Annotated in this window: 25 protein-coding genes; 13 read left to right on the top strand and 12 right to left on the bottom strand. The window is 50.7% G+C overall.

Annotation, left to right across the window (positions count from 1 at the left end):
- Positions 1 to 4 precede the first annotated feature (4 nt).
- The 3 genes from QZ311_RS06645 to QZ311_RS06635 form a co-directional block, all read right to left on the bottom strand.
- Positions 5 to 2944, bottom strand: coding sequence for a PD-(D/E)XK nuclease family protein (locus tag QZ311_RS06645; RefSeq protein WP_297065763.1), 2940 nt, complete (start codon positions 2942 to 2944; stop codon positions 5 to 7).
- Positions 2945 to 2966: 22 nt separating this feature from the next.
- Positions 2967 to 4097 (bottom strand): DNA polymerase III subunit delta', encoded by a 1131-nt coding sequence (locus tag QZ311_RS06640; protein ID WP_297065760.1) that lies wholly within the window; start codon positions 4095 to 4097, stop codon positions 2967 to 2969.
- A gap of 89 nt (positions 4098 to 4186) precedes the next feature.
- Positions 4187 to 4663, bottom strand: coding sequence for a GNAT family N-acetyltransferase (locus QZ311_RS06635; protein WP_297065757.1), 477 nt, complete (start codon positions 4661 to 4663; stop codon positions 4187 to 4189).
- Between the two features lie 211 nt (positions 4664 to 4874).
- On the opposite strand from QZ311_RS06635, the gene QZ311_RS06630 reads away from it, so the two are divergent.
- Positions 4875 to 5264 (top strand): VOC family protein, encoded by a 390-nt coding sequence (locus tag QZ311_RS06630; RefSeq protein WP_297065754.1) that lies wholly within the window; start codon positions 4875 to 4877, stop codon positions 5262 to 5264.
- 78 nt (positions 5265 to 5342) lie between these two features.
- Complete coding sequence (locus QZ311_RS06625; protein WP_297065752.1) at positions 5343 to 6425, top strand: lysylphosphatidylglycerol synthase transmembrane domain-containing protein; 1083 nt, start codon at positions 5343 to 5345, stop codon at positions 6423 to 6425.
- Positions 6426 to 6434: 9 nt separating this feature from the next.
- On the opposite strand, the gene QZ311_RS12440 is transcribed toward QZ311_RS06625, so the two are convergent.
- From QZ311_RS12440 to QZ311_RS06615, 3 genes are read right to left on the bottom strand one after another with little or no spacing between them, the layout of a single operon-like run.
- On the bottom strand, positions 6435 to 6623 hold the full coding sequence (locus tag QZ311_RS12440) for a hypothetical protein (RefSeq protein ID WP_363323594.1): 189 nt from the start codon (positions 6621 to 6623) through the stop codon (positions 6435 to 6437).
- The gene (locus QZ311_RS06620; RefSeq protein ID WP_297065749.1) at positions 6620 to 6952 is read right to left on the bottom strand and encodes a hypothetical protein; all 333 of its coding nucleotides are present in this window, start codon (positions 6950 to 6952) and stop codon (positions 6620 to 6622) included. Before QZ311_RS06620 ends, QZ311_RS12440 begins: the two co-directional genes overlap by 4 nt.
- 16 nt (positions 6953 to 6968) lie before the next feature.
- Positions 6969 to 7166 (bottom strand): hypothetical protein, encoded by a 198-nt coding sequence (locus tag QZ311_RS06615; RefSeq protein ID WP_297065747.1) that lies wholly within the window; start codon positions 7164 to 7166, stop codon positions 6969 to 6971.
- A 185-nt stretch (positions 7167 to 7351) separates the two neighbouring features.
- On the opposite strand from QZ311_RS06615, the gene cobU reads away from it, so the two are divergent.
- Genes cobU through cobC form a run of 4 tightly spaced genes read left to right on the top strand, consistent with a single transcriptional unit; the run spans position 7352 to position 10212 of the window.
- The gene (gene cobU / locus QZ311_RS06610; protein WP_297065745.1) at positions 7352 to 7858 is read left to right on the top strand and encodes a bifunctional adenosylcobinamide kinase/adenosylcobinamide-phosphate guanylyltransferase; all 507 of its coding nucleotides are present in this window, start codon (positions 7352 to 7354) and stop codon (positions 7856 to 7858) included.
- Between the two features lie 19 nt (positions 7859 to 7877).
- Positions 7878 to 8915 (top strand): nicotinate-nucleotide--dimethylbenzimidazole phosphoribosyltransferase, encoded by a 1038-nt coding sequence (cobT, locus tag QZ311_RS06605; RefSeq protein WP_297065741.1) that lies wholly within the window; start codon positions 7878 to 7880, stop codon positions 8913 to 8915.
- A gap of 14 nt (positions 8916 to 8929) precedes the next feature.
- Complete coding sequence (gene cobS, locus QZ311_RS06600) at positions 8930 to 9685, top strand: adenosylcobinamide-GDP ribazoletransferase (protein WP_297065739.1); 756 nt, start codon at positions 8930 to 8932, stop codon at positions 9683 to 9685.
- Positions 9682 to 10212, top strand: coding sequence for an alpha-ribazole phosphatase (cobC, locus tag QZ311_RS06595; RefSeq protein ID WP_297065737.1), 531 nt, complete (start codon positions 9682 to 9684; stop codon positions 10210 to 10212). The genes cobS and cobC overlap by 4 nt, the downstream gene beginning before the upstream one ends.
- A 66-nt stretch (positions 10213 to 10278) precedes the next feature.
- Here the strand turns inward: cobC and cbiB are convergent, their stop codons facing one another.
- From cbiB to QZ311_RS06580, 3 genes are read right to left on the bottom strand one after another with little or no spacing between them, the layout of a single operon-like run.
- On the bottom strand, positions 10279 to 11211 hold the full coding sequence (gene cbiB / locus QZ311_RS06590) for an adenosylcobinamide-phosphate synthase CbiB (RefSeq protein WP_297065734.1): 933 nt from the start codon (positions 11209 to 11211) through the stop codon (positions 10279 to 10281).
- The gene (locus tag QZ311_RS06585; protein ID WP_297065732.1) at positions 11193 to 12209 is read right to left on the bottom strand and encodes an aminotransferase class I/II-fold pyridoxal phosphate-dependent enzyme; all 1017 of its coding nucleotides are present in this window, start codon (positions 12207 to 12209) and stop codon (positions 11193 to 11195) included. The genes cbiB and QZ311_RS06585 overlap by 19 nt, the downstream gene beginning before the upstream one ends.
- Entirely contained in the window at positions 12202 to 13683 is a 1482-nt protein-coding gene (locus tag QZ311_RS06580; protein WP_297065729.1) for a cobyric acid synthase, read from the bottom strand. Before QZ311_RS06580 ends, QZ311_RS06585 begins: the two co-directional genes overlap by 8 nt.
- Positions 13684 to 13854: 171 nt before the next feature.
- Here QZ311_RS06580 and QZ311_RS06575 point away from each other — a divergent pair, with 171 nt between their 5' ends.
- From QZ311_RS06575 to QZ311_RS06565, 3 genes are all read left to right on the top strand, one after another.
- A complete protein-coding gene (locus QZ311_RS06575; RefSeq protein ID WP_297065725.1) occupies positions 13855 to 14370 on the top strand; it encodes a hypothetical protein in 516 nt (171 codons plus the stop codon).
- A 179-nt stretch (positions 14371 to 14549) separates the two neighbouring features.
- Positions 14550 to 17240 carry a calcium-translocating P-type ATPase, PMCA-type gene (locus tag QZ311_RS06570; RefSeq protein ID WP_297065722.1) on the top strand — a complete coding sequence of 897 codons (2691 nt, stop codon included), beginning with the start codon at positions 14550 to 14552 and terminating at the stop codon, positions 17238 to 17240.
- Positions 17241 to 17429: 189 nt separating this feature from the next.
- Positions 17430 to 17993, top strand: coding sequence for a 6-carboxytetrahydropterin synthase (locus QZ311_RS06565; protein WP_297065719.1), 564 nt, complete (start codon positions 17430 to 17432; stop codon positions 17991 to 17993).
- Positions 17994 to 18115: 122 nt separating this feature from the next.
- Here QZ311_RS06565 and QZ311_RS06560 read toward each other — a convergent pair whose 3' ends face one another.
- The 3 genes from QZ311_RS06560 to QZ311_RS06550 form a co-directional block, all read right to left on the bottom strand.
- Positions 18116 to 18808 carry a Crp/Fnr family transcriptional regulator gene (locus QZ311_RS06560; RefSeq protein ID WP_297065716.1) on the bottom strand — a complete coding sequence of 231 codons (693 nt, stop codon included), beginning with the start codon at positions 18806 to 18808 and terminating at the stop codon, positions 18116 to 18118.
- 154 nt (positions 18809 to 18962) lie between these two features.
- A complete protein-coding gene (locus QZ311_RS06555; RefSeq protein ID WP_297065713.1) occupies positions 18963 to 19883 on the bottom strand; it encodes a transporter in 921 nt (306 codons plus the stop codon).
- Positions 19884 to 20118: 235 nt separating this feature from the next.
- A complete protein-coding gene (locus QZ311_RS06550; protein ID WP_297065710.1) occupies positions 20119 to 20433 on the bottom strand; it encodes a transcriptional regulator in 315 nt (104 codons plus the stop codon).
- Positions 20434 to 20839: 406 nt separating this feature from the next.
- Here QZ311_RS06550 and QZ311_RS06545 point away from each other — a divergent pair, with 406 nt between their 5' ends.
- From QZ311_RS06545 to QZ311_RS06530, 4 genes are all read left to right on the top strand, one after another.
- A complete protein-coding gene (locus tag QZ311_RS06545) occupies positions 20840 to 22072 on the top strand; it encodes a hypothetical protein (RefSeq protein WP_297065707.1) in 1233 nt (410 codons plus the stop codon).
- 49 nt (positions 22073 to 22121) lie between these two features.
- Positions 22122 to 22610: a hypothetical protein gene (locus QZ311_RS06540; RefSeq protein WP_297065703.1), complete on the top strand. Its 489-nt coding sequence runs from the start codon at positions 22122 to 22124 to the stop codon at positions 22608 to 22610.
- Between the two features lie 65 nt (positions 22611 to 22675).
- Positions 22676 to 23779 (top strand): redox-regulated ATPase YchF, encoded by a 1104-nt coding sequence (gene ychF, locus QZ311_RS06535; RefSeq protein ID WP_297065700.1) that lies wholly within the window; start codon positions 22676 to 22678, stop codon positions 23777 to 23779.
- A 116-nt stretch (positions 23780 to 23895) separates the two neighbouring features.
- Positions 23896 to 26304 carry a glycoside hydrolase family 95 protein gene (locus QZ311_RS06530; protein WP_297065698.1) on the top strand — a complete coding sequence of 803 codons (2409 nt, stop codon included), beginning with the start codon at positions 23896 to 23898 and terminating at the stop codon, positions 26302 to 26304.
- Positions 26305 to 26417 lie beyond the last annotated feature (113 nt).

Below are 26417 nucleotides of genomic sequence, written 5' to 3'. Positions count from 1 at the left end.
TCGCTCAGTGTTTCCGGCAGATTGGCTTGAATCCGCAGAACTTGCATGCGGAATCATCCACGGCCTGTGTGAACGGGACATTCGGGTCGAACATTTCTGTGAGAGTGGCGTTGAAGCGTCCGATGAACTCCTCGTTGATTGTGCGGTAGTCCGTGAAATCGTCTTTCTGATATTTCAGAGCTTGCAGGCCGGTGGTCGACATGGTTTTGAACGAGTAGATTTGCGGCATTATAGGTCCGTCAAAGCCGATTTTTCCGGCATATGCGTTGCAGTAGAACATCAGCTGCAGGATAGCCTTGCGCCTGTGGTCGGTCTCGGGATTGAAAAGGTCGTCGATGTCGTTGAAATCTGTCTTGTCAGAGCCTGTCTTGTAGTCGACGATTCTCAGCAGTCCGAGCCCTTCGCCGTAACGTCCGCCGGGATATATGCGGTCGATTCGGTCGATATATTGGAGTATGTTGATTGTCAGCTCGTCTGAAATCTTCATTGTCGCCTCGACCTTGTGCTCGCCGTCGATGAAGTCAAATGGTGCGATTTCCTTCTCGCGACGGAACATGAGGATGAGGAAGTGTTTCATCACCTTCCCGAGCACGAGACTTTCGCCGACGAGCGGAGTGCGGTCTCCTTTGGGCAGACGGTTGTAATTTTCGTTGATAAGCTCTGTGATAATCGTGTCGAGCCTCACCTCGTCTTTGATGAAACTGTCGAGAATCTCTGACGTGACCTTGACTTCATCGCGGTCGCCGCGCAGCTCTTTGTAGAGCCGTTCGGCCACTTCGTGCAGAATGTTGCCGTATGTCCCTGAGTCCATATAGTCCATCACATCTTCGTCAAGGTCGAGATGGCAGATGCGTTTGAGATAGAAGGCGAGCGGACAGTTGATATAGTCGTTTATGGCTGTTGCCGAGAGAGTGCGTTTGCCGCCTTCGGGTGTGAATTCACGCATTTTTTTCATTATCCCCTCATTCTTTTCGACCGAGATTGTCTCCTCGTCGAGCGGATGAGTGGTGAACGATGCAAGGTCGTGGTCGATTTTGCATTCAGGGAAGAGGTAGAGCAATTGGGCTATGTAGCGGGAGATTTCGCTGTTCTTTCCGCTCAGTGTTCGGGCATCGTAAAAGAGTCTGACCTGCGACGCACGCGAGATGAGACGATAGAACGAGTAGGCGAATATGGATTCCTGAAGTTCTGTGGTGGCCATGCCGTAGCTCTTCCTCAGTGTGTCGGGAATGAACGAGCGGGTGTATTGCTTGTGGGGGAACACATGTTCGTTCATCGAGAGCATGATGAGCTTATCGAAATCGAGCGCTCGGGTTTCGAGCACACCCATCACCTGAAGTCCTGCAAGGGGTTCGCCGGTGAAACGTACGCTGACCGACGAGATGGTCCGCTGGAGCAGTTCGATGAAGGTCTTGTCGCGCATGGTGATGTTCCATCGTGAACATGCCGCACGGAGGTTTTCAAGCTCTACGAGATAAGTGTCGAGGAAATAGTTTTCGATTTTCAGCTCCTTGTGGCCGAGTGTGTATGCGCGAAGTCCTTCGATAAGTTGGAAAAAATAAGAGTGGACCTCATTGACTCCGTTTGTGTCGCGCACGGGGCTGAACACGAATGCGAGCGCCGGGGCGGTCTCGGTGATTTTCGACACCGGGACCATGTAGAGCCTTCGGTCGAGCATCAGTCTGAGCAGTGCGTTGCATCCGTCAGGGTCGATTGCCTGCAGGAGAGGGTGGGTGAGCACTGACCGCAGGTCCTCGTAGAAGAAACTCCATTCTTCGCGTGAGCGCGAAGCCCGCAGGTGAAGTGCGACAATGGCCGACATGAGCGATGAGATTGAGGTGCTTTTCAGCGGAAAGCCCATTGTGACGTTGAGGGCGGTGATGGCTGTCGGGACAGCGTGGATCATCGGGATGAAAAGCGATTCGTCGGGCAGCACCACTGCCGTGTCGATGGCATTGCCGGGATTTGCGACCGTTCCGTCGTCAATCCATTGTTTCAGCTGGATTCCGGCGGCTTTTGTCTGTCCGAATGCCGTTGGCACACCTGTGATGTGGATGTAGGGGAATGTCGGCGTTTCGGGATATAGCTCCGCAAGGTTGTAGAGCGATGGGAAACACTCCACATTGCGGCGCATGAAAAAGGCTGCGCGGTTGCCTTCGTCGCTGAAGGCCGGCGATGCCATGTCCCAGTAGAAATCGGCGATGCCTTTGGCCTGAAGTTTCTCGAATATCTTGATTTCAGAGAGTGTGAGCACGTTGAACCCGACGAAGATATATCTTTCAAACGGCAGGCGTGAGTCTCCTCCCCGGCTCAGATAGTTGACGGCATTGCGGGCAAACATTCCCCGGGTGGCCATGCCGTTGTCGAGCAGACGTTTTTTGAAACGTTCGAAGAGTGTGTCAAGCACCTCCCACAGTTTCAGAAACTTGCTTTCGAGCGAGGTCGGCTGGTGGTGGATGTGGGTCCAGAATTCGTCGGGGCTGGTGTGGACGAATCTTTCGCCCCAGTAACGGTTGATGATTTCAACCTGTTCCTCGGTCAGATAGTTGGAACTGACTTCGCGGAAGCGTTTCAGGTTGACGAATAGTTTATGCGGGTCGACAAGATAGAGGTCGACGTCGTTGAAATCGTTGAGCAGCATCTCGCCCCAGAAAATGAACTGGTCGAAGTCGACCACATCGTCGCTCAGTTCACGGTATTCATTATATAATATGAACAGCTGGTCGAGGCGTGGAGCTTCGGTCAGAGCCGAGAAGCGGTTTGTCACTTCCGCGATAGTGCCGATTTCCGGCATGATGAACGGACGGCCTTTTGCTTCGAGTGACAGGTAGTGGCGGAAGAACACACCGCTGCGTTTGTTGGGGAAGACGAAGCAATAGTCTGCGAGCCGTGGAAGTTCGTTGTTGATATATACCGAGGCTACCTGCTGGAGAAATGGTGTCATAGTGTGTGTCGCTGGAGAGGTATCAGAAATTCTTGATGAGGATGATCATCTTTATTGCGAAGTCAAAATTGACAATCTTTCCGTTGGCGTTGCCCGCAATGTCGGTGATTGCGCGGTCCATTTCAGAGATGATTTTTTCGGCGTTGTTCTCTGTGATGAAGCGGGCGAAATTTTTGCTGAAGCCTGCTTCCTCGCGGTTGAGGTAGAGGAGGTCGGGCACATGGAAGTTATACACGAAGTTCTCACGTATGAGCCGCTGGGCATAGTCGTAGAATTTGATTTCCTGCTCCCGGCCGAGCGCGGCAAGGTCGGAGCTCCATTCTTTAAGGGCTTTGACATCGCGCTGATAGGCCAGACGCATCAGTCTGACGAAATAGTCGAAGAACATGCGGCTGACACTTGTCGCATCCATCGCGCGGAGGGCACTGTTGATATCGCCTGCGGCTATGTGGGCCATGGCGAGAGCGTCCTGCGGGTCGATGGCAAGACGCGATGTCAGATAGGATGCGATTGTCTCGTCGCTCAGACGTTTCATTTCGATCGGACGGCATCGTGAATATATGGTCGGCAGGATTGCCTTGACGTTGTCGGAAACGAGCAGGAAGATTGTGTCGGAGAATGGTTCTTCAATCAGTTTCAACAGCTTGTTGGCCGTCTGTTCGTTCATCTTTTCGGGTAGCCAGATGATGACGGTCTTGTATTTCGACACTGTCGTCGTGACCGAAAGCCGTTGTTCGAGCGCTTCGCTTTCGCTGACATAGATGACCGGCTGGGCGTTTTTCTTTTCGAAATATCCTGTCCAGCGCTCGAAATCCATAAACGGGTTTGCTCCGACAAACTCCTTGAATTCGGTCATGTAGTCGTCGGAAACAGGTGCTTTCAGTTTGTCGGTCTTGACGACAGGAAACACGTATAGGCTGTCGACATGGTTGAACGATTCGTGCTGACGGCACGCAGGGCATTCTCCACACGGCTCTCCTTCGGGCAGCGGTGACTGGCAGTGGAGATATTGAGAGAAAGTGCGTGCTATCAGAAATTTACCTATACCTGCCGGTCCGTGGAGCAGCAGGGCGTGGGGGATGCGATGGTCGGCGACCATGTCGCGCAACTGTCGCTTTACATTCTCGTGGTCTGGAATCTGGCTGAACTTCATGGTTAGGCAAAGTTAGGCAATTACTGCGATAAATGGAAATCTTTGCCTGAGATATGGACATATATTGCTACTGATTCAGCCTGTCCGTGTCATAGCGACAGATGGAGTATGGGGAACGGCCGGCCGGCATCGTCGGTCGCATCCCGGCTGACGGTTCTGAATCCTTTGGATTCGTAAAATCCGAGTGCTGCGGGATTCTGTTCGTTGACATCGACGAGCTTAGCGCCTTTCCCGATGGCGAAATCAAGCAGTGCTGTCCCGTAGCCTTTGCCCTGACAGACGGAGTCGATAAAGAGCATCTCGATTTTGTCTCCGGCCACACCGATGAAGCCGGCCGGGATTCCGTTGACATCCGTAATGTGGATGTCAACGGCCGGAAAATATTCTGAGGCAAGTTTTGATTTTATTTCACTGATGTCATCCTCGCTTAGAAAGGCATGTGTCGCGCGCACCGACCGTTCCCACAGGTCAACGAGTGCGGAATAATCAGCCTCACGGCATTCACGGATGATATATGCGGTCTCAGTGTGGTTGATGTCCGGTGTGTCGGTATGAGAATTTGTCATAGAAACTTTATTAAAGTGCAAAGATGGCAATTATTTGTGATAAACGCTCAACCTTTGATGGAATTCATGTCGCGGAAGAGCTTTATGTATTTTCATATTAAGTTCGTTTTGCAATGTTAGGTGCTATTTTACTCGGAAAAGTTTCTATTGCCGGATATGAACTTTTTGCGTCGGCTTAGGGTATAATAGATGTATTCTAAAATTTTTTACAATGGATTTCAAACTTCATTTCGATCATTACAATATCAATGTAGCTGACCGTGACCGTTCGATGGAATTCTATCAGAAGGCATTGGGGCTTAAGGAGGTCGGACATATCGACGGCCCGGACGGAGCTTTTACAATCACCTATATGGGCGACGGCACTACCGGCTTTCGCCTTGAGCTGACTTGTATGCGCGACCATCCGCAGGCCTATGACCTTGGAGAGAACGAAACACATCTTGCGCTCCGTCTTGATGCCGGGCAGGACTATGAAAGTCTCCATGAGTTTCACAAGCAGATGGGTGTGGTGTGTTATGAGAATCCTGCTATGGGGATATATTTCATTGAAGACCCCGACGGTTACTGGATTGAGCTCCTGCGTCCTGCAAAGTCTTGACGTATAAGCTGAAGGGATATTTGGAATGAAATTTCAGTCATGACCAATCCCTTTTCATAATAAGATTGTTAAATCTACGTGCAGACATCTACTCCTACATCCCCGGTCTCCCGCCGCAGCCGATTTGAAATTGTCGGGCGCGTGCTCAAGGTCATCCTGCCGTTGGCTGTTTCGGCAGGGCTTATCTTATGGCTGTTTCATAAGGTAAACATCCATCAGATCGAGTCGATAATAAAACAGGGTGTCGATTATCGCTATATCATAGCAATGATGGCACTGACAGTTTTGTCACACATCATACGTGGCATCCGCTGGGGAATCCAGTTGCGTGCGGCCGGCATACCTCGTATCCCGGTTGTCGCAGAGAGTGTGTCGATTTTCGGGGCATATGCGTTGAATCTCGTGTTTCCGTTTCTTGGTGAGGCATGGCGTTGTGTCTACATCAGCCGTCGTGAGGGGTGTAAACTGTCGACAGTTGTCGGCACGGACCTTGGCGACAGGGCGTCGGACGGCATAATGATATTTCTTATAATCATTCTGACCCTTTTTGTGGCACATCCTGCTATGGACAGGTTTCTTGACCGTTATCCGATCGGCGAAGATATACATAGAGTGATGACCGATGGTGTCATGTGGGTTGTGGTTATCGCTGTGATAGCTCTTTTGGTCGTATGTGACCGAATTTTCCGTAACACCTCGTTTGTCAAGGGTATCAATGCAAGTATTGTAAGGATATGGGACGGTTTCAAGGTGTTGTTCCACATGAAAGGTACAGGGCTCTATCTCATTCTGACCCTCGGGATATGGATTTGTTATTTCTTCGAGGCCTATGTGTGTTTCTTTGCCTTCCCGTTTACGCGTGAGCTTGTCACTCATTCGGCCTACCCTCTGGGACTTGTGCCGGGACTGGTAGTGTTTGTCTTCGGGTCGTGTAGCATGGCCGTTCCCTCAAACGGCGGTCTCGGGCCGTGGAACATCGCTGTAATGTTCGCATTGAGTCTGTTTGGAATCAGCGACAGCGACGGTGCGGCATATTCGATTGTCTGCTGGAGTTTTCAGGCTATAATCCTCGTGGCTACCGGCATATTCAGTGCTTTTTACATCATGGCGAGCCGCAGGAACGTGAAACGTCAGCTTGCCCGGAGTCGGAATCATCAGTAGGCGAATATCTTATAATATGCGATACATGCGTCTTGTGGTAGAGTAATGGTCTCGGTTTGTCTGGAAATTGAATTGATTATTAAGATAAAAGCGAATCGCTTTTTCATTGTTAAGTGCGTCAACGGTTATAAATTGGCATCCGGCCTGACTGTAGTTTGAAAATGTATCGGCTACAAGGTCTATTATCGCAGAGCCTATACCACATCTTTGGTGATAAGTTGATATTCCGAGATGTCCGATATTGATGGCCGGATATGATGATTGACGTTTGAAAAAGTCAACGATATCATTACTGTATCAAACCTCATATCGTCAATAAAATCTTCTTTTTCCACTTGTCCGGCAATCATAAGAGCGTCATTCATTAAAGTGAAAACAGCTACAATTTCCCCTGAATTAAGGAATGCACAGTATGCAGAAAGATAATGGTGGTCAACGCATTCCTTTACCTCGTGATGAAAAAAATTGTCCAAATTTTCAACACCGCATGAAAATACAGCCATATTCGCATAGTCTGCATCTGTCATGAGTCTGATTTGGAAATCAATATCCAAGCAAGGGGTTCTTTCCTCCACAATTAGAAATGATTCGTTTGGCGTTTGCTTTTGTTCGAGCCTGACGTGCTTCAATCCGATGTTTTTCTTCCGCACTGAAGTCTCCCCGGAGATGCTTCTCCAGAGTGTCACGGAAGCGAGCGATATCGGCTCTGTCCATAGGTGGATTGGGTATTGAATGTATCATGACTTCAAATGTTTATGTCACAAATTTAAGGCTTTATCTCATAATTAGCAAACTTTCAGAGTGAAAAATTCCTGATTATCGGTTACATTCATTATGATTTGAATTATGCTCGAAATTAACGTCAGCTTGCCCGGAGTCGGAATAATTTGTAATTTTGCAAGGAAAGCAAAATCATAAAAGGAACGATGATAATAATGATAACCGGGGGGCAGCGTTCAGGCAAGAGTTTGTTTGCCGAACGTCTTGCCATGTCTCTTTCGGGCAATCCTTTCTATATAGCCACAGCTCAGGTCTTTGATGAGGATTTTCGTCATCGCGTCGATGTCCACAAGCAGCGTCGCGGTCAGCAGTGGACCACCTTTGAAGAGCCGCTTCATGTCGATGGCATCAGGCTGACTCCTGAGAATGTGGTGGTGTTTGACTGTGTTACTCTCTGGGCGACCAATTGGTTTTTTGAATGTGGAGAGGATGGCACGAGAGCGCTTGATGAGATGAAAAAGGCATTTGATGTGCTTGTCTCGTCGGGTGCGATCCTTATAATGGTTACAAATGAAATCGGGCTCGGCGGAGTTGCTGAAAACGCCATGCAGCGACGGTTTACAGATTTGCAAGGTTCAATCAATCAGCACATCGCCTCGATTGCCGACGAAGTCCATTTCATCGTCTCCGGCATAGACCTTAAAATAAAATAACAGTAATCTACCAATCATAATGACATTTTCAATACCACCGGTCGACACAGCTATCGAGGCCAGTGTCATAGACAAGATTGACAATCTTACAAAGCCGAAAGGATCGCTCGGACGCCTTGAAGAGCTCGCTGCACGTATATGTATGATTCAGCAGACCCTCACACCCGAACTCCGTCAACCTCACAATGTGCTTTTTGCCGCGGATCATGGTGTGATAGCCGAAGGTGTAAGCGTCTCACCGAAAGAAGTCACATGGCAGCAGCTCGGACATTTCTCAAAGGGTGGGGCAGGCATCAACTTCCTTTGTGACCAGCACGGTTTCCGCCTTGTGCTCGTTGATGCCGGTGTCGATTATGACATTCCCGCCGGTCACGGCATCATTGACAAAAAAGTCCGTAAATCGACACGCAATTTCCGTCATGAGGCGGCTATGACTGCCGACGAATTTGAGCTTTGCCTTAAGCGTGGCGCTGAGGTAATCGACGAAATCCATGTCACAACTGATTGCAATATCGTAAGTTTCGGTGAGATGGGTAGTGGCAACACATCGTCGTCGTCAATGTGGATGCATCTTTTCACCGGCATACCGTTGGAGCAGTGTATCGGTGCTGGCGCAGGACTTGACTCCGCCGGCATACGCCATAAATATGAAGTGCTGTCCGAATCGCTCGCCCGTTATGACGGCGACGGCTCTGTGGAGTCACGTATGGCTTGGTTCGGAGGATATGAGATGGTGATGGCTGTCGGCGCTATGCTCCGTGCTGCCGAACTCGGCATGGTGATAATAGTCGACGGCTTTATCATGACGAGTTGCATCCTCGCCGCTTCACGTCTTTGTCCCACAGTGCTCGAATATGCCGTCTTCGGCCATCAGGGCGACGAGAGCGGTCACAAACTGATGCTCGAACATCTCGGTGTGCGTGCGCTGCTTCATCTTGACCTGCGTCTCGGCGAAGGATCCGGCGCTGTGTGTGCCTATCCTATCATAGAGTCAGCTGTCAGAATGATCAATCACATGGATTCGTTCAAGGATGTGAATGTGACAAAATATTTCTAATAAACCCTCCTGATATGAAAAAATTTGCGGCGGCGCTCATCCTTTTCACCCGTCTTCCGATCTGGAAATGGGTGAATCCATCGCAGGCCGACTATTCCGATGCGGTGGTCTACTGGCCGCTGACCGGCTGGATTACAGGTGGGCTTACAGCCCTTGCCATGTATTGCTTTTCGTTTGCGATGCCGTGGCCGACGGCTGTCATCCTTGCGCTTGTCGGGCGCTTGTTTCTGACCGGCGCTCTCCATGAGGACGGTCTGGCTGATTTTTGCGATGCGTTCGGATGTGGAGGTGACAAGGACCGAATTCTTTCGATAATGAAAGATTCTCATATCGGGACCTACGGTGTCATCGGACTGATATGCTATATAGCCCTGTGGGTGAGCCTTTTTGCTTCATTTGATCCAGTGGTGGCCGTGTGTACCGTATTTGCCGCCGACCCGTTTGCAAAACTCTGTGCCGGTCAGATTACCAATATTCTGCCCTATGCACGGCCGGAGGGAGCGAAAAACAAGATTTCATATTCGCGTATGCGCTGGTATCAGCTCGTTTTTCAGATGATATGCGGTGTGTTGCCGATGTTTTTCATGCTGATGCTGAATCCTTGGCTGGCATTGTCGACAGTATGTCCGATAGCTATGTGCATGATGCTGTCGCTGCTGATGGCAAAAAAAATCGGCGGTTATACGGGAGACTGCTGCGGTGCGACATGTCTGCTGTGTGAGCTGTCGATGATTCTTGGCATTGCTGTAATCTTACATTGCGGACTATGAAGCTGACCTTGATACGCCATACATCGGTGGCGGTAGCGAAGGGTGTGTGCTACGGACAGTCTGACGTCCCTGTCGCCGATAGCTTTGAAACTGAGGCTGATGAGGTCTGTGAGCGATTGAATGGACTAAAGTTCGATGCTGTCTATTCAAGTCCGCTTTCGCGTTGTGTGAAACTGGCTCGCAGATGTGGATATGTAAATCCTCGGCTTGACCGTCGTCTCATGGAAATGAATTTCGGCGAATGGGAGATGAAGCGTTATGACGAGATTACAGATCCGCGTATTGAATTGTGGTATGCCGATTTTCTTAACGTCCGACCCACCGGAGGCGAATCGTCGATGGAGCAGCGTGAGCGATTCCTTGATTTCATCAGCGACCTGCGTGCTTCGGGCTACGGTTCTGTGGCTATCTTCACACACGGAGGCATCATGATTCACGCCCTTGCCACGCTATGCGGTCTGACCGATGAGGAAGCTTTTGCCCGTCAGCCCGGCTATGGTGAAATCATCGAGATTGAATTGGATTAGACATCCCTCCGCGCCGATATTACCATTATATATTATCAAGGTAAAGCAAATTGGTCGTGTGACTGACTAAAGCAATAGCAGCCGTGTGCCGCCTGCAAGAATCACGGCCATCGTTTCGGCCACGCGGTTGACGCGCAGTGCTGTGTGCATGTCGGCTGAGGTTAGTTCCCGTTCGTTTTCTCCGATGAACGGCTTGTCGACCGTCTCGCCGAAATAGTCGTGAGGGCCTCCGAAGCGGCAGTCGAGTATTCCGGCGAGGGCTGCTTCCGGATAACCGCTGTTGGGGCTTGCATGCCGGCTTCCGAAGCGTCTGACGAAACCGAACAGACTCGGCTGTCCGGCCGCGATTACCATCAGCAGTGCTGTCAGGCGTGCGGGAATAAAGTTGGCCACGTCGTCGATTCGTGCAGCCACACATCCGAAATCCTTATAGCGCGCGTTGCGGTAGCCGATCATAGAGTCGAGCGTATTGACCATCTTATATGCCACCATTCCGGGCACACCGAGCAGGGCATACCAGAACAATGGAGCAATCACACCGTCGCTCAGGTTCTCGGACAGGGTTTCGAGTGCGGCCGTCCTGATTTCAGTAGCGGAAAGCTGTCCAGTGTCGCGGCCGACAATACGCGCCACCTGTCTGCGTCCGGCATCGAGCGAACGGTCAAGAGCCTTGAAGACCATCTTCACTTCGCGTATGAGTGTCGTCCCTGCAAGGCAGTAGAATATCATCATGGTTTCGACGGCTGTTTTTAGCCATATACATGGCGAGAGGAGATGGAGAAGTCCTCGTGTCGCAAGATATACGGACAGGATCAGTACGATGGCCACGCATGCACCTTTAGCCGTCCTGTGCCGACCTTTGTTGAGACGGTGTTCAAAAAACGAGATTGATTTTCCGAATCCGACTATCAGGTGTGGCAGACGTGCGGGATCTCCGAAAATCAGATCGAGACACCATGCGAGGAGCAGGGGAAGCAGGGTTATGATTGCGACATCCATTCTCTTAAAGCTGTTATAAGTAAATCGTTTTCTTCGGGGCGTTGTGAGGCGATGCGGAAATAGCTTTCGTCGAGGCCTTCGAAATTAGAGGCATCGCGGATGAGGATTCCATAGCTGTCGATAAGAAAATCTTTCAGCTGCGAGGCCGTTTTTCCGTGAGGAAGTTTTGCAAGGAAGAAATTACAGTCAGTGTCGGTCGATGTGATTTCCAGTTCTTCCAAGGCTTTTCTGATTCTGTGTGCCTCTGAGTGGAGGCTGCGGGCATCAATCACATAGTCGTCACTGTGGTCGAGTAGAAATCCGGCTGCTTCTATCGCAAGCTGGTTGACCGACCAAGGCATCCGCATTTTCCCGATTTCCGACATCAGATTTTTGCAGCCGACTGCATAGCCTATCCTGAGGCCCGGCACTGCAAATCGCTTGGTGAGCGAGCTTAGAAGCACGAGATTATTGATTCCGGCAGCTTCGGCCGAAGTCAGAAGAGGCTGCAAGGTGTAGTCGCTGTAGGCTTGGTCAACGATAAAAACGGTTGCCGGATTTGCGGCCACCGTGTCAAGTAGCGACTCTCTGTCAATAGTCACACCCGTAGGGTTGTTGGGATTGCATAGCCACACGCAGGTGGTGTCGGCAGGAATTTCGGCGAGCGAGCTGATAAATGTGACCGAATGTCCATAAATCGCGCACGCATCCTGATATTCGCGGAATGTCGGGCTGACGATGGCCGACTTTCCGCCTTGAAACAGATGGGCTGTGAGATAGATGGCCTCGGTCGCTCCATTAGTCACCATGACATTGTCTTTATCAATCCCGAGCTTTCCGGCTATACGTGCTTCGATTGATTCAGGTCGTGGTTCGGGATATGATTTGATGCAGGCAGCTTTTTTCGCCAGAAAGTCAATCAGGGCCGAATGGTCGACATCCGAGCAGATGTTTGTGCTGAAATTATGGCGTATGCGTGTGCCATAACGAAATGAGTCGTCTCCGTGTCCGTCAATCATGGCGCATCATGATTTTATAGAGTGTGTCGATATCAATATGTCTCCGCAGATGTTCGGCAAGCAGGTCATATTGTTTTTCTTTGAAGGCTGCGTAGTCGAAATTTTCGCTTCGTTCCTCTTTCAGATATGGCGAAATCAGATAGCTGACCACAGTCGCATTGTCGAGCAGACCGTGGATGTAGCTGCCGAAACAACGGTTGTCGGCAAAGCAGCCGTCGGCAGTCCCGTCATCGCAGATAGTGTTCAGGGGTGTGGCTGTCTTGTCGGCCTCGGTCCGTCCCATGTGGATTTCGTAGCCGTTGCAGAGATTTTCGTCTCCGAGGAAACGGAAACTGACCTGACGTGTCACCTTCGTCCCGGTAAGCACGGTTTTCACCGGCAGCAAACCGAGTCCGGGAAGGCTGTTGAGCTTGCCTTCGACTCCGTCCGGGTCACAGACCTCGATGCCCATCATCTGATAGCCTCCGCAGATTCCGATGACTGTCTTGCCGTTGTCTCTTGCTCTGACGATTGCTTGGGCAAGCCCGCTGCGACGCAGTTCATAGAGGTCTGAGAGAGTCGATTTGCTTCCGGGCAGGATGATGATGTCGGCCGACGATAGGTCGGCGGGATTGTTTGTATAGAAGAGATTCACGTCGGGATTGCGTTCGAGAACATTGAAATCCGTGAAATTCGAAATGTGTCTGAGCAATACGACTGCGACATTTACCTTGTCGGGGGCGCTTTTTGTGGCCTTCAGACCCAGAGCCACCGAGTCCTCCTCTTCAATATGTATGTCACCGGCATAGGGGACGACACCGAGGACAGGGACTCCGCATATTTCCTCCATCATCCGCTTTCCGCTTTCAAACAATCTCAGGTCGCCACGGAATTTGTTGATGATTATGCCCTTGATGCGTCGCCGGTCCTCTTCGGGCTGTAGCATGATCGAGCCATAGGCGCTTGCAAACACGCCTCCGCGGTCGATGTCGGCCACGAGTATCACGCCGGCGTCGGCATGTCCGGCCATTGACATGTTGACCAGATCGCTGTCTCTGAGATTTATTTCCGAAATGCTTCCCGCACCTTCCATCACTATCGGGTTGAAACGGTGCGACAGACGGTCGAACGCTTCGTGGACAACCTTGCGCAGCTCTTCGCGTCCCTCCTTGCGGAAATAGGAATATGAGTCGCGGTTGCCTGCGGGACGTCCGTTTATGACAATCTGTGAAGTGTGCTCGCCTGATGGCTTAAGCAGAATCGGATTCATATCGGTGCTGCATGCTATCCCTGCAGCCTCGGCCTGAACGGCTTGGGCGCGTCCGATTTCAAGCCCGTCGGGTGTGGCATAGGAGTTGAGAGCCATATTCTGAGCCTTGAAGGGCGCAGGATTATAGCCATCCTGCCTGAAAATACGGCAGAGTCCGGTTGCTATCAGACTTTTGCCGACATCACTGCCTGTCCCGGCAAGCATTATGGGTGACAATTGTTCCATTGGGCGGTATCAGAAATGTTTTTGCGAATTCGGCCGACAAAGTTAGGGATAATAAGCCATAGGGCAAAATAAAAGCAGGTTTCAGGGGGCGAGGTTTTGTATTATCGCACCTTTTTTGGGGTGTGGCGGACATAAATTTGTGAAAACAAATTTAAATCATTTCAGAAAAATATGAAGAAGACAGGAAATACCGTAAACCGGCATAAAGAAACAGCTTCCACCCGTCTGGAAGCTGTCATGAGAGTGTCAAAAAAGTTTTACTCAGGCATCCAAGTCCGTATTGCGGATGCTATAAACGCGGTCGGAGCGTCTGCTGAAGAGCATGCCGAGGCTGTCGGAGCTGTCGACATCTATCTTGGCATGGGGATAGAGCCTTCGCTGAATTCGTTGACCGTGAGACTGATATTCGCTATGTTGAAGCCTGAAATAGACCGTGCGATAGAGCGCTCTTTCAAGGCGCGTGAACGAGCAAGGAAACGAAAGGAAAAATCAGCAGGTGGAAGGAGTGAGGATGCCGAGGGAGAGTCAGAGCATGAGAATGTGGAGGTTCGGAAAGAGGATATCGAGAAGATAATGACAACGGCTCTACGGGAGGTGACAGGCGATGAGGATGTGGCCTTCAGGATGAACCGCCGTCAGCGACGTATGTTTGAGAAGTTGCGCAGGCGTGAGAACAAAAAGTCGTGACACAAGGCGATTTGGCTGGCTGTGAACATATTGAAGGTGATAACCGTTAAACTGAAAAGTATTGTTGGCTTGATGCCTCTGTCGCAGAGTGGAATTTAATAAAATATTAATGGCCTTGATTTGCGTATGACTCATTAATATAATACTTTTGTGGCTTCTTAAAAAATCACTTTTTGACTATGAATCCTAATGCTGACCAACGCCGTGGACTGACACGGCAGCAAGTCGAGGAGAGCCGTCGTCTTCATGGTGCGAATGTGCTCACGCCTCCTAAGGAAGAGTCGCTGTGGCGGCTGTTTTTAGACAAATTCAAAGATCCGCTTATCATTGTGCTTCTTATGGCCGGTGTGTTGTCGGTTCTTATTTCGTGTTATGAATATTTCGCGCTCAATCAGGCCGGTACAGTCTTTTTTGAACCTGTCGGTATATTCATGGCAATATTTCTTGCCACAGGGCTGTCGTTTTATTTCGAGAAGAAGGCTGAGGACGAGTTCAAGATTCTCAATCAGGTCAACGACGATGAGCTTGTGCAGGTGGTCCGCGACGGCAATCCGACAGAAATATCCAAAAAGGATGTGGTTGTCGGCGATATACTTATCCTCAACACCGGTCAGGAGATTCCGGCCGATGCTGTCCTGCTCGAATCCACGCAGCTCAACGTCGATGAGTCGACTCTGACCGGCGAACCGATGGCTGCGAAAACCACCGATCCCGACCATTTTGACCCGGAGGCGACTTTCCCCTCGAATCATGTGATGCGTGGCACACGCGTGATGGAGGGGCATGGTGTGGCCGAGGTCTTTGCCGTTGGCGATTCGACGGAGAACGGAAAGGTCTATGAGGCCGCTCATATCGACGACGGGACAAAGACTCCGCTGACCGAACAGCTCGAACGTCTTGGCGCTCTTGTCACAAAGGGTAGCTATGTCATCGGCGGTGCGGTGATTCTCGGACGAATCGTCATGTATATGCTCTCGAACCCTGATTTCGAATGGCTGTCGTTTATCGCATATTTCCTCCAAAGCATCATGATTGCTGTCACACTTGTCGTCGTGTCAGTCCCCGAAGGATTGCCGATGGCTGTGACTCTTAGCCTTGCCTACAGCATGAGGCGCATGCTGCGCACCAACAATCTTGTCCGCAAGATGCATGCCTGCGAGACAATGGGCGCGACAACCGTAATCTGTACAGACAAGACCGGCACGCTGACGCAAAATCAGATGCGTGTGGCCGAGACTGATTTCTACAGTCTTCCCGGTCAGAAACTCGGCGACGATGCTATGAGCCGTCTGATCGAGACTGCCATCGCTGTCAACTCGACCGCGCAGCTCGATTTGAGTGATGCGGAGCATCCCTCGGTGCTTGGCAATCCGACCGAAGGCGCTTTGCTGCTCTGGTTGCGACAGAACGGAGTGGATTACCGTCCGTTGCGCGAGGAGGCAAAGGTGGTGCGTGAACTTCCTTTCACGACCGAACGCAAGTATATGGCCACGGTGATTGCTACACCCGACGGAGGCGAGCGCCTGTTTGTAAAGGGTGCGCCCGAAATCGTGCTTGCAATGTCTGACAGTGTCAGCGGAGGGGTTGAGCGTGCCAAAATCAACGAGCAGCTTCTCGGTTATCAGGAGAAGGCGATGCGCACGCTTGCGTTTGCGACCTGTATGCTCCCTGCCGGGGTCGACGGAATAGGTGAGGATGGTGTCGATGCCGACGGACTGGAATTTATCGGTGTCGTGGCCATCGCCGATCCGGTGAGAGCCGAAGTCCCCGGTTCGATACGCGAATGTATCAATGCAGGAATAGGCATAAAGATTGTTACCGGCGACACTCCGGCTACCGCACGCGAAATAGGCCGTCAGATTGGCTTGTGGCAGGAGGGCGACGGTGAGCGCAACATAATCACAGGTCCTGAATTCGGAGCACTTACCGACAGTGAGCTTGCAGACCGAGTGGGAGACCTGAAAATCATTGCAAGGGCGCGCCCGATGGACAAGAAGCGGCTCGTAGAGTCGTTGCAGAAGCAGGGACAGGTCGTGGCCGTGACCGGTGACGGCACTAATGATGCGCCTGCGCTGAAGGCAGCCAACGTCGGCCTTTCGATGGGCGACGGAACGTCGGTTGCAAAGGAGGCCAGCGACATCACCATTGTCGACAATTCGTTTGCTTCGATAGGCCGTGCCGTCATGTGGGGACGCTCTCTTTTCCAGAACCTCCAGCGTTTTATCCTTTTCCAGCTGACGGTCAATGTCGTTGCCTGTCTGGTGGTGCTTGTCGGTGCTTTTATGGGCACTGAATCTCCGCTGACAGTGACCCAGATGCTCTGGGTCAACCTGATAATGGATACTTTTGCGTCGATGGCTCTGTCGTCGCTGCCGCCGTCGCGTTCGGTGATGGATGCCGGACCGCGTGACCGCCGGAGTTTTATCATCACCGGTTCAATGTGGCGCTTCATTGGCGGTGTGGGCCTCCTCTTTGCTGCTATTGTGCTTGGAATGGTCTATGTGTTTGAGCATGCGGAGGTCAATTCTCTTGCCGACCTGCTCCATGTCAGCATCGGTGCGCCTCAGGGGCTGAGTCCTTATGAGCTGTCCATAGTATTCACCACCTTTGTGATGCTCCAGTTCTGGAATCTGTTCAGCGCACGTGCTTATGCCACCCACAAGAGCGCTTTCCATCTGAAGGCTTGTGGTGAGTTCCTGCTGATAGCTTTGGTCATATTTATCGGACAGGTTGTGATTGTCACCATCGGCGGAGAGTTTTTCAACGTTGTCCCGCTCAAGATTGAGGACTGGGCGATTATAATCCTCGGGACATCGCTGGTGCTCTGGATTGGCGAGCTTATGCGTATTGTTTCACGCATCGGACGTTAATTTCAGTAATTTATATCATATCGCAGGGGCTGCTTCATCGAGGCAGTCCCTTGTTTATTTTCGGATGTTTTTATGTCGTGTGTAAACCGATTTGACATCATGTTTGTTTATCTGTGACAGAGTGTGATTTAAAACACCAACGTAAATGTTATGTTACCCCAAGTCTAATTACAAAACCATTATCTGACTATGAGAAGTATAACCACATTTGATTTGCAGTACACCCATCGTTTTTATGGCTTCAAAGGCGAGGCCCAGTATCTCCACGGTCATACCGGTACGCTTACAATCGAGGTCGAAGACTCGATTAACAAGGGTGTCAACATGGTGTTCCCGTGTAATGAAATAAAAAAGACAGCGTGGGATGTGCTGAAAAATTTTGACCATGCACTTGTGCTTCGTGAAGATGATCCGTTGCTGCCTGCGATCATAGGAGTCTATGAGCAACAGGGAATCCTTCACGGCCACCCACAGAATACACTTAAAGGCGAGGCTTTCAATACGGAGCTTGCAAAAGCGTATCCGGATGCCCGTCTTGTCGTCACCAAGGAGACAATGACTGTGGAAGGAATGATAAAAATTGTCTATGACTTGCTTAAAGACAAGCTCAATATAGCGAAGATTACATTTACAAGCGGTGAAAATGCTGCTTCGGAAGAGTATACCGACCGAAAGGTGATTGAACGTTGCCCGCTTTGCGGTATCGCCCTTAATGAAGAAGGCGTATGCGTCAAATGCGGTTATAGGAAGTAAAGGTAATTTGGATTTATAAGAGGCAATCCCGGAGTGTCGTTGAAGAATGACAACTCCGGGATTGTTGTATCGTGTGAGATGTATAGCCGGCGCGGATATTCAGTCGTATGGTCTGCCACTGCCTAATCAGGGGTTTTGAGGAGGATTGAGCGCAGGTCGTTGCGTGAGATTACACGGATTTCAGTTGATGTATAGTCGATGAGCCCGCGCATTTTCATGCTGTCGAGTGTGCTGATGAACGACGATCGCTGTACGCCGAAAAGGGTATAGAGGTCGCGTTGCTTGCATGTGAGAACAATGTCATGGGCATCGCGCTGCGTGAGGGCTATGATCCAGAAGGCTATTCGTTCTTCGAGCGAACCGGATGTGAGCGAGAGGACTCCGTCGATGGCTTTCTGGGCGTTTGTCGAGATGTAGTTGAGGTAGTTGAACAGGCAGACTTCGTCAGTGCGAATGATGTTGATGAAATCGTTTTTCTCTATCTGCATTATCGAGACCGTGTCGATGGCTGTGACAGTTGCCGGATATAGGGTGTTGCGTCCGAAGAGGTAGTCGGGCGATATGACCGACGGGGCTTGGAGGGTCTGCGTCACGCCGAAACGGTCGGTTGAGTTTCGCACGGAGAGCCGCACGCATCCGCCGATTACAAACATCATGCGCGTGCACGGGTCGCCGGCCTCCAAGATTGTCTCTCCGGGAAGATATTTGGAGAAAGCGAGGCGTGTGTTGCCCACAATCTCTGAGATGCGGTTGTAGCTCACGCCGTTGAATAGGGGAAGCCCCATGAGGTTTTCATACATGCTGTTGGCTGCCATGACTCATTTTCAGAATTAATGATTGACTGACGGTGCTATATGCGCTGTCTATTTTATACTAACGTAATTGGGAAGTTTTTAGTTTTTTTACGAATGCTCCAATTGTTATTAAACACCCTCTTAATTTGTTTAAGCAACTATGTATGTCTGAGGCTCAGTCGGATTGGCGTGTCTCGCGTCGGGTCTTGAAATATAGCTGCGCTGAATTGATGGTGTTCTGCCATGCCACATAGGCCGCAGGTGCGACTGATGAGACGGGATGGAGGTAGGTTAAGGCCATCCATATTGCGAGCACGGTGTTTTTTTGTCCGAGTCCCTGCGCTCCTGCTATCTTGTCGCCGCATCGCCGTCCGATTTTGCGTCCGATCCAGAACTGGAGACAGCACACGATGCCTGAGAGGATGGCGAGGAGTATCATTTCGGGGACGGCTTCGGAGGGTTCGTCCATGACGAAGCTTACTGCGCGTCCGACGACGATGAAGAGCGACACAGCCCAGATATAGAACGAGATCGCCTGTCGCTCGGCGACGGCGCGGTGGGCCTTGGGTGAGACTTTCATCAGAATGAGGGCAAGGATGAGCGGGAGGATAATCAGAGGCATCACCTTGATTGAGATGGTGGTGAGGGCCTCAAGGAATGGTATATCGGCCTCTGTGCCCATGAGGGTGAAGCAGACCGGGGCAAGGATGGCGACGGTGATGTTGGATATTATCGAGAATGTGGCGAGCCGGGGGACGCTTCCTCCGAGCATTCCGGTGATGACCGGGGCGGCTGTGGCCGTAGGGCAGAAGACGCAGATGAATGTGCCTTGGGCGAGGTCGGTGCTGAACGGCAGGAGTGAGAAGTAGACTGCCATCGCGCCTATGACCTGCACGGAGAGTAGTCCCCACGAGAGGGATGTGACGCGGAATTCACTCGGCTTGACACGGCAGAAGGTGATGAACAGCATGATGAAAATCAGGTAGGGGGCGATGAATTCAATTTTCCCCATGAAGTCATGAAAGACTATTCCGGCCAACATGGCTATCGGCAGCATCCAAGGTTTGAGCCTCTGGCGCAAAAGAGACATTTTCATAATTCAGATTTTAAACTTAAATCCGATTTAAAATTCGGTTCTTTGAAACATACACCGTAGAGGATTGGTTTGTTCTTGACCCGGCTTTAATTTCAGTGTGCAAAATTACTAATTCCTGCCCGGATTACGCACCGTTGTCTGTTTTTAAAAGTAATAAATAAAATCAATTGTCAATTTTGACATGATGAGTGGCTGAGGAAGGAAGTCGGATTTTCGATTGAGATGTAATCACCGGTCATTTCTTTTTGGATTTCGGAAACGGCAGATGTTCCCACAAGGTTTCAATTACCTTCAGGGCTTTATGGCGGTCATTGAAATCAAGAATGTATCCCTCTTTAGCACCTGCGTATGCGCATCCGGTTTCAGCATCTGACATCAAATCAGCAATGCACGGCAGTTTTTTGACAAAAGCCATATTGTCGCAAGCCGTTATCACACATTTTTCATTTACATAAATGATATATTCACCCATCATCTTGCGGGGACGGACCTCGCCCAAAGGTGCAAGGACATCACATATAAACTCTATAAATTCAGAAGTACAAGCCATGATTTTTGTCGTATTGATTATAAATTAACACTACCCATGTCAAAAGACACGATTAATTTACAAAAGTAGGAATATTATTTAAATCTGTTAAGAATAAATCAAGGCATTTATCTTCGATTGTCTCATTGTTTTGACTTTAGCTCAGACTTGTGTCTTTCGACAAGTCTGACTTATTTGTGGCATATGTATTGATAATGACATAAATGGCAGTGATGGTACTCAGGTCAAATTATGCAGGTAGATTGCCGTTTTGATTGATATGGCAGGTAGGTGGTGGATTAAAGGTCTGGTGACAAGTGTTGACATCATTTAAGGTTTATTCTTTGTGGGTTTCGAGGTTTTTTATGAATTTTGCGTAATGGTTGCCCTCAATGATGATTAAACGCTTTTGTATCACACGCATATTATGCCACGATTTCTGCTGATGACATTGTCGATGATTCTGTTGCCTTTCGTGCTCTCCGGGGCTATGAAGAGGGCGGTTGTCGTGGATTCTGTTTCTGGCAGGCCGCTGGCTAAGGCGTCGGTGTTCGGCAGGAGCGGTAAACCTGTAGGAATCAGTTCAGACAATGGGGAATTGCCCGAAAGGATAGCCTTGTCGGACTATCCGCTTACTGTCAGCAGTCTCGGATATGCTCCCGCGACTGTCGAAGTACCTACAGACGGACTGATAAAGCTTCGCGAGATTGCCTATGACCTGCCGGAAGTTGTGGTCGGGCCTAAAAAGCGTCAGGTGCTTTATATGAAAGGGTATGTGAGGGAATATTCGATGCTTACGACATATGCCGACACCGTGTTTCTTTTCCGGGAAAAGATGGTCGATTTCATGATTCCTGCAAGGAGGACAAAGGGCTATGACGGGTGGACGAGTCCGCGTGTGCTTGCCTCGAAGTCATATTATCATTTTTCGAACGACGAGGGTCTTGACAGTGTAAGCAATTATTTCGGTCAGCATTTCTCGTGGTCGGACTGGGTCGGTGTCATTGACCGAGCCGAGCTTCCGGCGCGCCTTCAAGGGTTTGATGAGGCTGCCTGCGATACGGTTGCGGGTAAATATGGCCCTGCGTCGATATGGCGGAAGGATGGCGAGAATGTCAGTCTGGATGTAGATGTGCTTGCCGATACGACCGGTCATGGCTGGGCCAAGAGTCTGGCGGTGTATCTTCGCGGAAAGGTGGATTTTTCGAGATTCACACTGAAATACAGGTTTGCGGAAGTGAACAGCGGTCTTATTCTCGCCGACAACATCGCCGGGCTGGCGATAAACATCGAGTCGAAGGGCAGAGGCCGCGACCTGCCGAGATTCCTGCATGCAGGAGAGGAATTCGATGTGGACACATATGCTGAAATGTATATCACCGACAAAGAGTATATGAGCGTCGGGCAGGCAAAGAAATTCGAGAAGCGCGACAGGCGTGCGGAAGCTGTGGCCATTGTTTCTCCTGACCATGCTCCGGAATTGCAGCCTGCGATTGTCGAGCTTGTCGGGAGGGTCAACAGTATCGACCACGCCCGGCTCCGTGCTGTCGAGAAGCCCGATCAGAGATATGTCGCCACTAAGTTTCCCGGATATGAGAAGCGTAAGGGCTCAGGTTTGAGAAATTTTTTTAAATCGGCGCTGAATCCGAAATACAAGTGACAGAGAAATGGTATTATAACCGAAATAAATAGGAAAAACAGAGATACGTATGGCTGATAATTATCTTGAAAAACGGATGGAGGAATATCGCGCAGGGAAACTTGCGCCAAAAAGCCGGGTGGTGGTCCATGCTGCGGGCGCTAAACGCGAACCGGGCGACTTCACTCTTTCGTTTCCTAAGCTGAATGCGGTGGTGATTGGCGGTCCGACGGAGCTTGCCGGGATGCTTGTCAGGATATTCAGAGGCGTTGATGCCTCAGTGGCGCTCTGCCACTCTGATTCGAAGCGGTGCACGCCGCTGGCTCAGGCTTCGGGATGCCGATACTATCCATTTAATCCGGCTGATGTGTCAAAGCTTGAAAGAGTGATTGATGATGTGACCGCCCGCTGGGGCGGGGCGGATGTCGTGGTGGATTTGCGTGGAGTTGAAGATGAGGCTGAGGGAGACGAGGCGGTCGCTCTGGCTGAACTCGTCATGATTCACGCGCATCCGAAATTCGGTTTCGTGCGGAGAACAGACATAGAGTTTGACGAGTGAAATTTTTTATGTAAATTTGCAGTTCAAACTTGAAATAATAACAATCATATCATCAACAGCATAATATGGCACTTCAATGCGGCATAGTCGGTCTGCCCAATGTCGGCAAATCGACCCTTTTCAACTGTCTCTCCAACGCCAAGGCCCAGTCGGCCAACTTCCCTTTCTGCACAATCGAGCCTAACGTGGGCGTGATTACCGTCCCCGATGCGCGTCTCAACAAGCTCGTCGAGATGTGTCAGCCGCGCAGCATAGTCCCTGCGACCGTCGAGATTGTCGACATTGCCGGTCTTGTACAGGGCGCGAGCAAGGGCGAAGGTCTGGGCAACAAATTCCTTGCCAACATCCGCGAGACAGACGCAATCCTCCACGTGCTCCGCTGTTTTGACGATGACAATGTCACACACGTCCACAACACTGTCGATCCTGTCCGCGATAAGGAAATCATCGACTACGAACTTCAGCTCAAGGACCTTGAAACCGTCGAAAGCCGTATTGCCAAGACTCAGAAGCAGGCGCAGACAGGCGGCGACAAGGTGGCCAAGATGCAGTATGAGGTATTGAAAAAATATCAGGAGGCTCTGGTGCAGGGCAAGCCTGCGCGTACGGTGGAGCTTGAGACTGTCGATGAGCAGAAATTCGCACACGATCTCTTCCTTCTGACCAGCAAGCCGGTGATGTATGTCTGCAATGTGGACGACGCGTCGGCCGTCGACGGCAACAAATATGTCGAGGCTGTCCGCGAGGCCATCAAGGATGAAAACGCGCAGCTTCTGATCGTGGCCGCGCAGACCGAAAGCGAGATTGCCGAGCTCGACACATTTGAAGAGCGTCAGGAGTTCTTGGCCGAAATCGGTCTTGAGGAGTCGGGTGTGGCCCGTCTGATACGTGCGGCCTATGCGCTGCTCAATCTTCAGACATTCTTCACCGCCGGTTCTGACGAGGTGCGTGCGTGGACCTTCATGAAGGGCAGCAAAGCTCCACAGTGTGCCGGAGTGATTCACACGGATTTTGAAAAAGGTTTTATCCGTGCGGAGGTGATAAAGTATGACGACTACGTTACCCTCGGAAGCGAGAGCGCTGTCCGCGATGCAGGCAAGATGGCCATCGAGGGCAAGAACTACGTGGTTGAGGACGGCGACATCATGCACTTCCTTTTCAACGTGTAGGCGTTAATGACAAATATAAAACCGATATGAACATCTAATATGCCCGGCGGACACGGCACGACTAAACAGCGTGGCGGTGTCGCCGGGTTTTGTTTTACACATCTTTTAAACCTATCATGAAAACTACTATTTTTGCAGCAGCGGTCTCGATGGCAGTCGCTGCCCATGGAACGGACAACAGGCCATTGCGTCTGCACTACGACCGTCCGGCAGAGTTTTTCGAAGAAGCCCTCGTCATCGGTAACGGAAATATCGGGGCGATACTCTATGGGGGCATAGGTCAGGACCGTCTGTCGCTCAACGACATCACACTGTGGACCGGTGAGCCTGAGAAGGGGGTGACGACGCCTGACGCCTATAAGGCTATCCCGCAGATACGCGAGGCTCTTGACAGAGGTGACTATCGTGCGGCCGATTCGCTCCAGCGAAAGGTGCAAGGGCATTACAGCGAAAACTACCAGCCTCTCGGGGCGCTGACGATTTCATATTATGCCGGCGACGGAGGAAGCGTGAGCGACTACGTGAGACTTCTTGATATTTCCGACGCTATAGCATTCCGGGGATTTAAGCGTGACGGACAAGGGGAGGGGAGTGTATATTTCGCTTCTGCCCCTGATTCGGTTATCGTGGTCGGGATAAAAAGCGAGCGTCCGCTGACGGCTACGCTTTGTCTTGACTCGCAGTTGCCACACGAAGTGAGCTCGGACAATAGCGGTGAGATGCGTTCGACCGGCCATGCCGCCTATCTTTCATTGCCCGGCTACACATCTTTTGATGAAAAGCTGAAATATGACCCGGAGCGGGGCACGCGTTTCTGTACAATTGTCAAGGCCGTCCCTGCCGACGGAAGTGTTGTGGCTAATCCCGACGGAAGTCTTACTCTCAAGGATGTCAAAGATGCGGTTGTGTACATAACGAATGTCACAAGCTTCAATGGGTTTGACCGTGATCCCGTAAAGGAGGGACGAGACTACATCGGTCTTGCCGAGAGACGCATTGCGCGCGCTGAGTCCAAGGGTTTCGACCGTCTGCTTGCCGACCATCTTGCCGATTATCATAATCTATTCAATCGTGTCACTCTTGAGCTGGGATCGACTCCCGATTCGGTGGCGGCTCTTCCGACCGACGTGCAGCTTAAACGCTACACGGATCTGAAGGAGTCAAATCCTGACCTTGAGGAACTATATTTCCAATATGGGCGCTATCTGCTGATAGCCTGTTCGCGCACACAGGGAGTGCCTGCGAATCTTCAGGGGCTCTGGAATGAATATATCCTTCCGCCGTGGAGCAGCAACTATACCACTAATATAAATGTCGAGGAAAATTATTGGCCTGCTGAGGTGACAGGGCTTGGCGAACTCCACGCCACGGCGTTGTTGCCGTGGATAAAAAATCTGTCGAAGGGCGGAGCGGCTACCGCACGTCATTATTATGGTGTGGACCGCGGATGGTGTCTCGGACATAACTCCGACATCTGGGCGATGACCAATCCTGTCGGGCTTAACGGAGGAGACCCGACTTGGGCTAACTGGAACATGGGTGGAGCATGGCTCGCAAGCCATATCTGGGAACATTATCTTTTTGACGGCGACAGAGCATTTCTAGAAGAGTATTATCCGGTGCTTAAAGGTGCTGCTGATTTTTGCCTCGGCTGGCTTGTCGGCAAGGACGGCTTTTTGATTACTTCGCCTGCGACCTCGCCGGAGAATCAATATGTCACTCCCGACGGATATGTCGGTGCTACCCTCTATGGCGGAGCAGCAGATCTCGCGATGGTGAGGCAGTGCCTGACGGATGCACGCGATGCCGCCTCGGCACTTGGTGTCGACAAAGAGTTCCGCGCAGAGGTCGACAGTGTATTGCCAAAGCTCTATCCATATAAAGTAGGGCAGAAGGGCAATCTTCAGGAATGGTATTACGATTGGGATGATAAAGACCCACAGCATAGACATCAGTCTCATCTATATGGATTGTTCCCGGGAAGGCATATCTCGGTAGAGTCCACTCCTGACCTCGCGCGTGCGTCGGCGCGTACATTAGACATAAAAGGCAACAACACTACCGGGTGGAGCACCGGTTGGCGTGTGAATCTTCTTTCGCGTCTGCGAGACGGGGAGGGGGCCTACAGGATGTATCGCCGTCTGTTGAAATATGTCAGTCCTGATAATTACAAAGGGCCGGACAAAAGGTCGGGCGGAGGTACGTATCCAAATCTTCTTGATGCCCATGCTCCATTCCAGATTGACGGTAATTTTGGTGGGACAGCCGGTGTGGCAGAGATGCTGATGCAGTCGACACCTGAATCAATAACGATTTTTCCGGCTCTGCCTTCGGAATGGCGTGATGGAAAAGTGAGCGGATTGAGGGCGCGTGGAGGTTTCATTGTGGATATGGAATGGAAAAATGGAAAAATTTCACAACTTTTTATTGCATCTCCAAAGGGAGGGACTACGAATATTGTAACACCTTCCGGTGAAATAAAGAATATCGCATTAAAGGCCGGGGAGCGCAAAAAAGTGCTTTAAAAGGGCAAAAATGCCCTAAAAACGCCCTTAAGTGTTAAAATTCTGTTAAAATACCGTGTAAAATTTGGAGGGAATGTAGAAAGTTCCTACCTTTGCACTCGCTTTTGAGAAGC

The organism is uncultured Duncaniella sp. (genome assembly GCF_910578445.1).
Taxonomy (GTDB): Bacteria; Bacteroidota; Bacteroidia; order Bacteroidales; family Muribaculaceae; genus Duncaniella.
The sequence above is the reverse complement of the archived record's forward strand: the minus strand, read 5'-3'. Positions and strand labels throughout refer to the sequence as shown.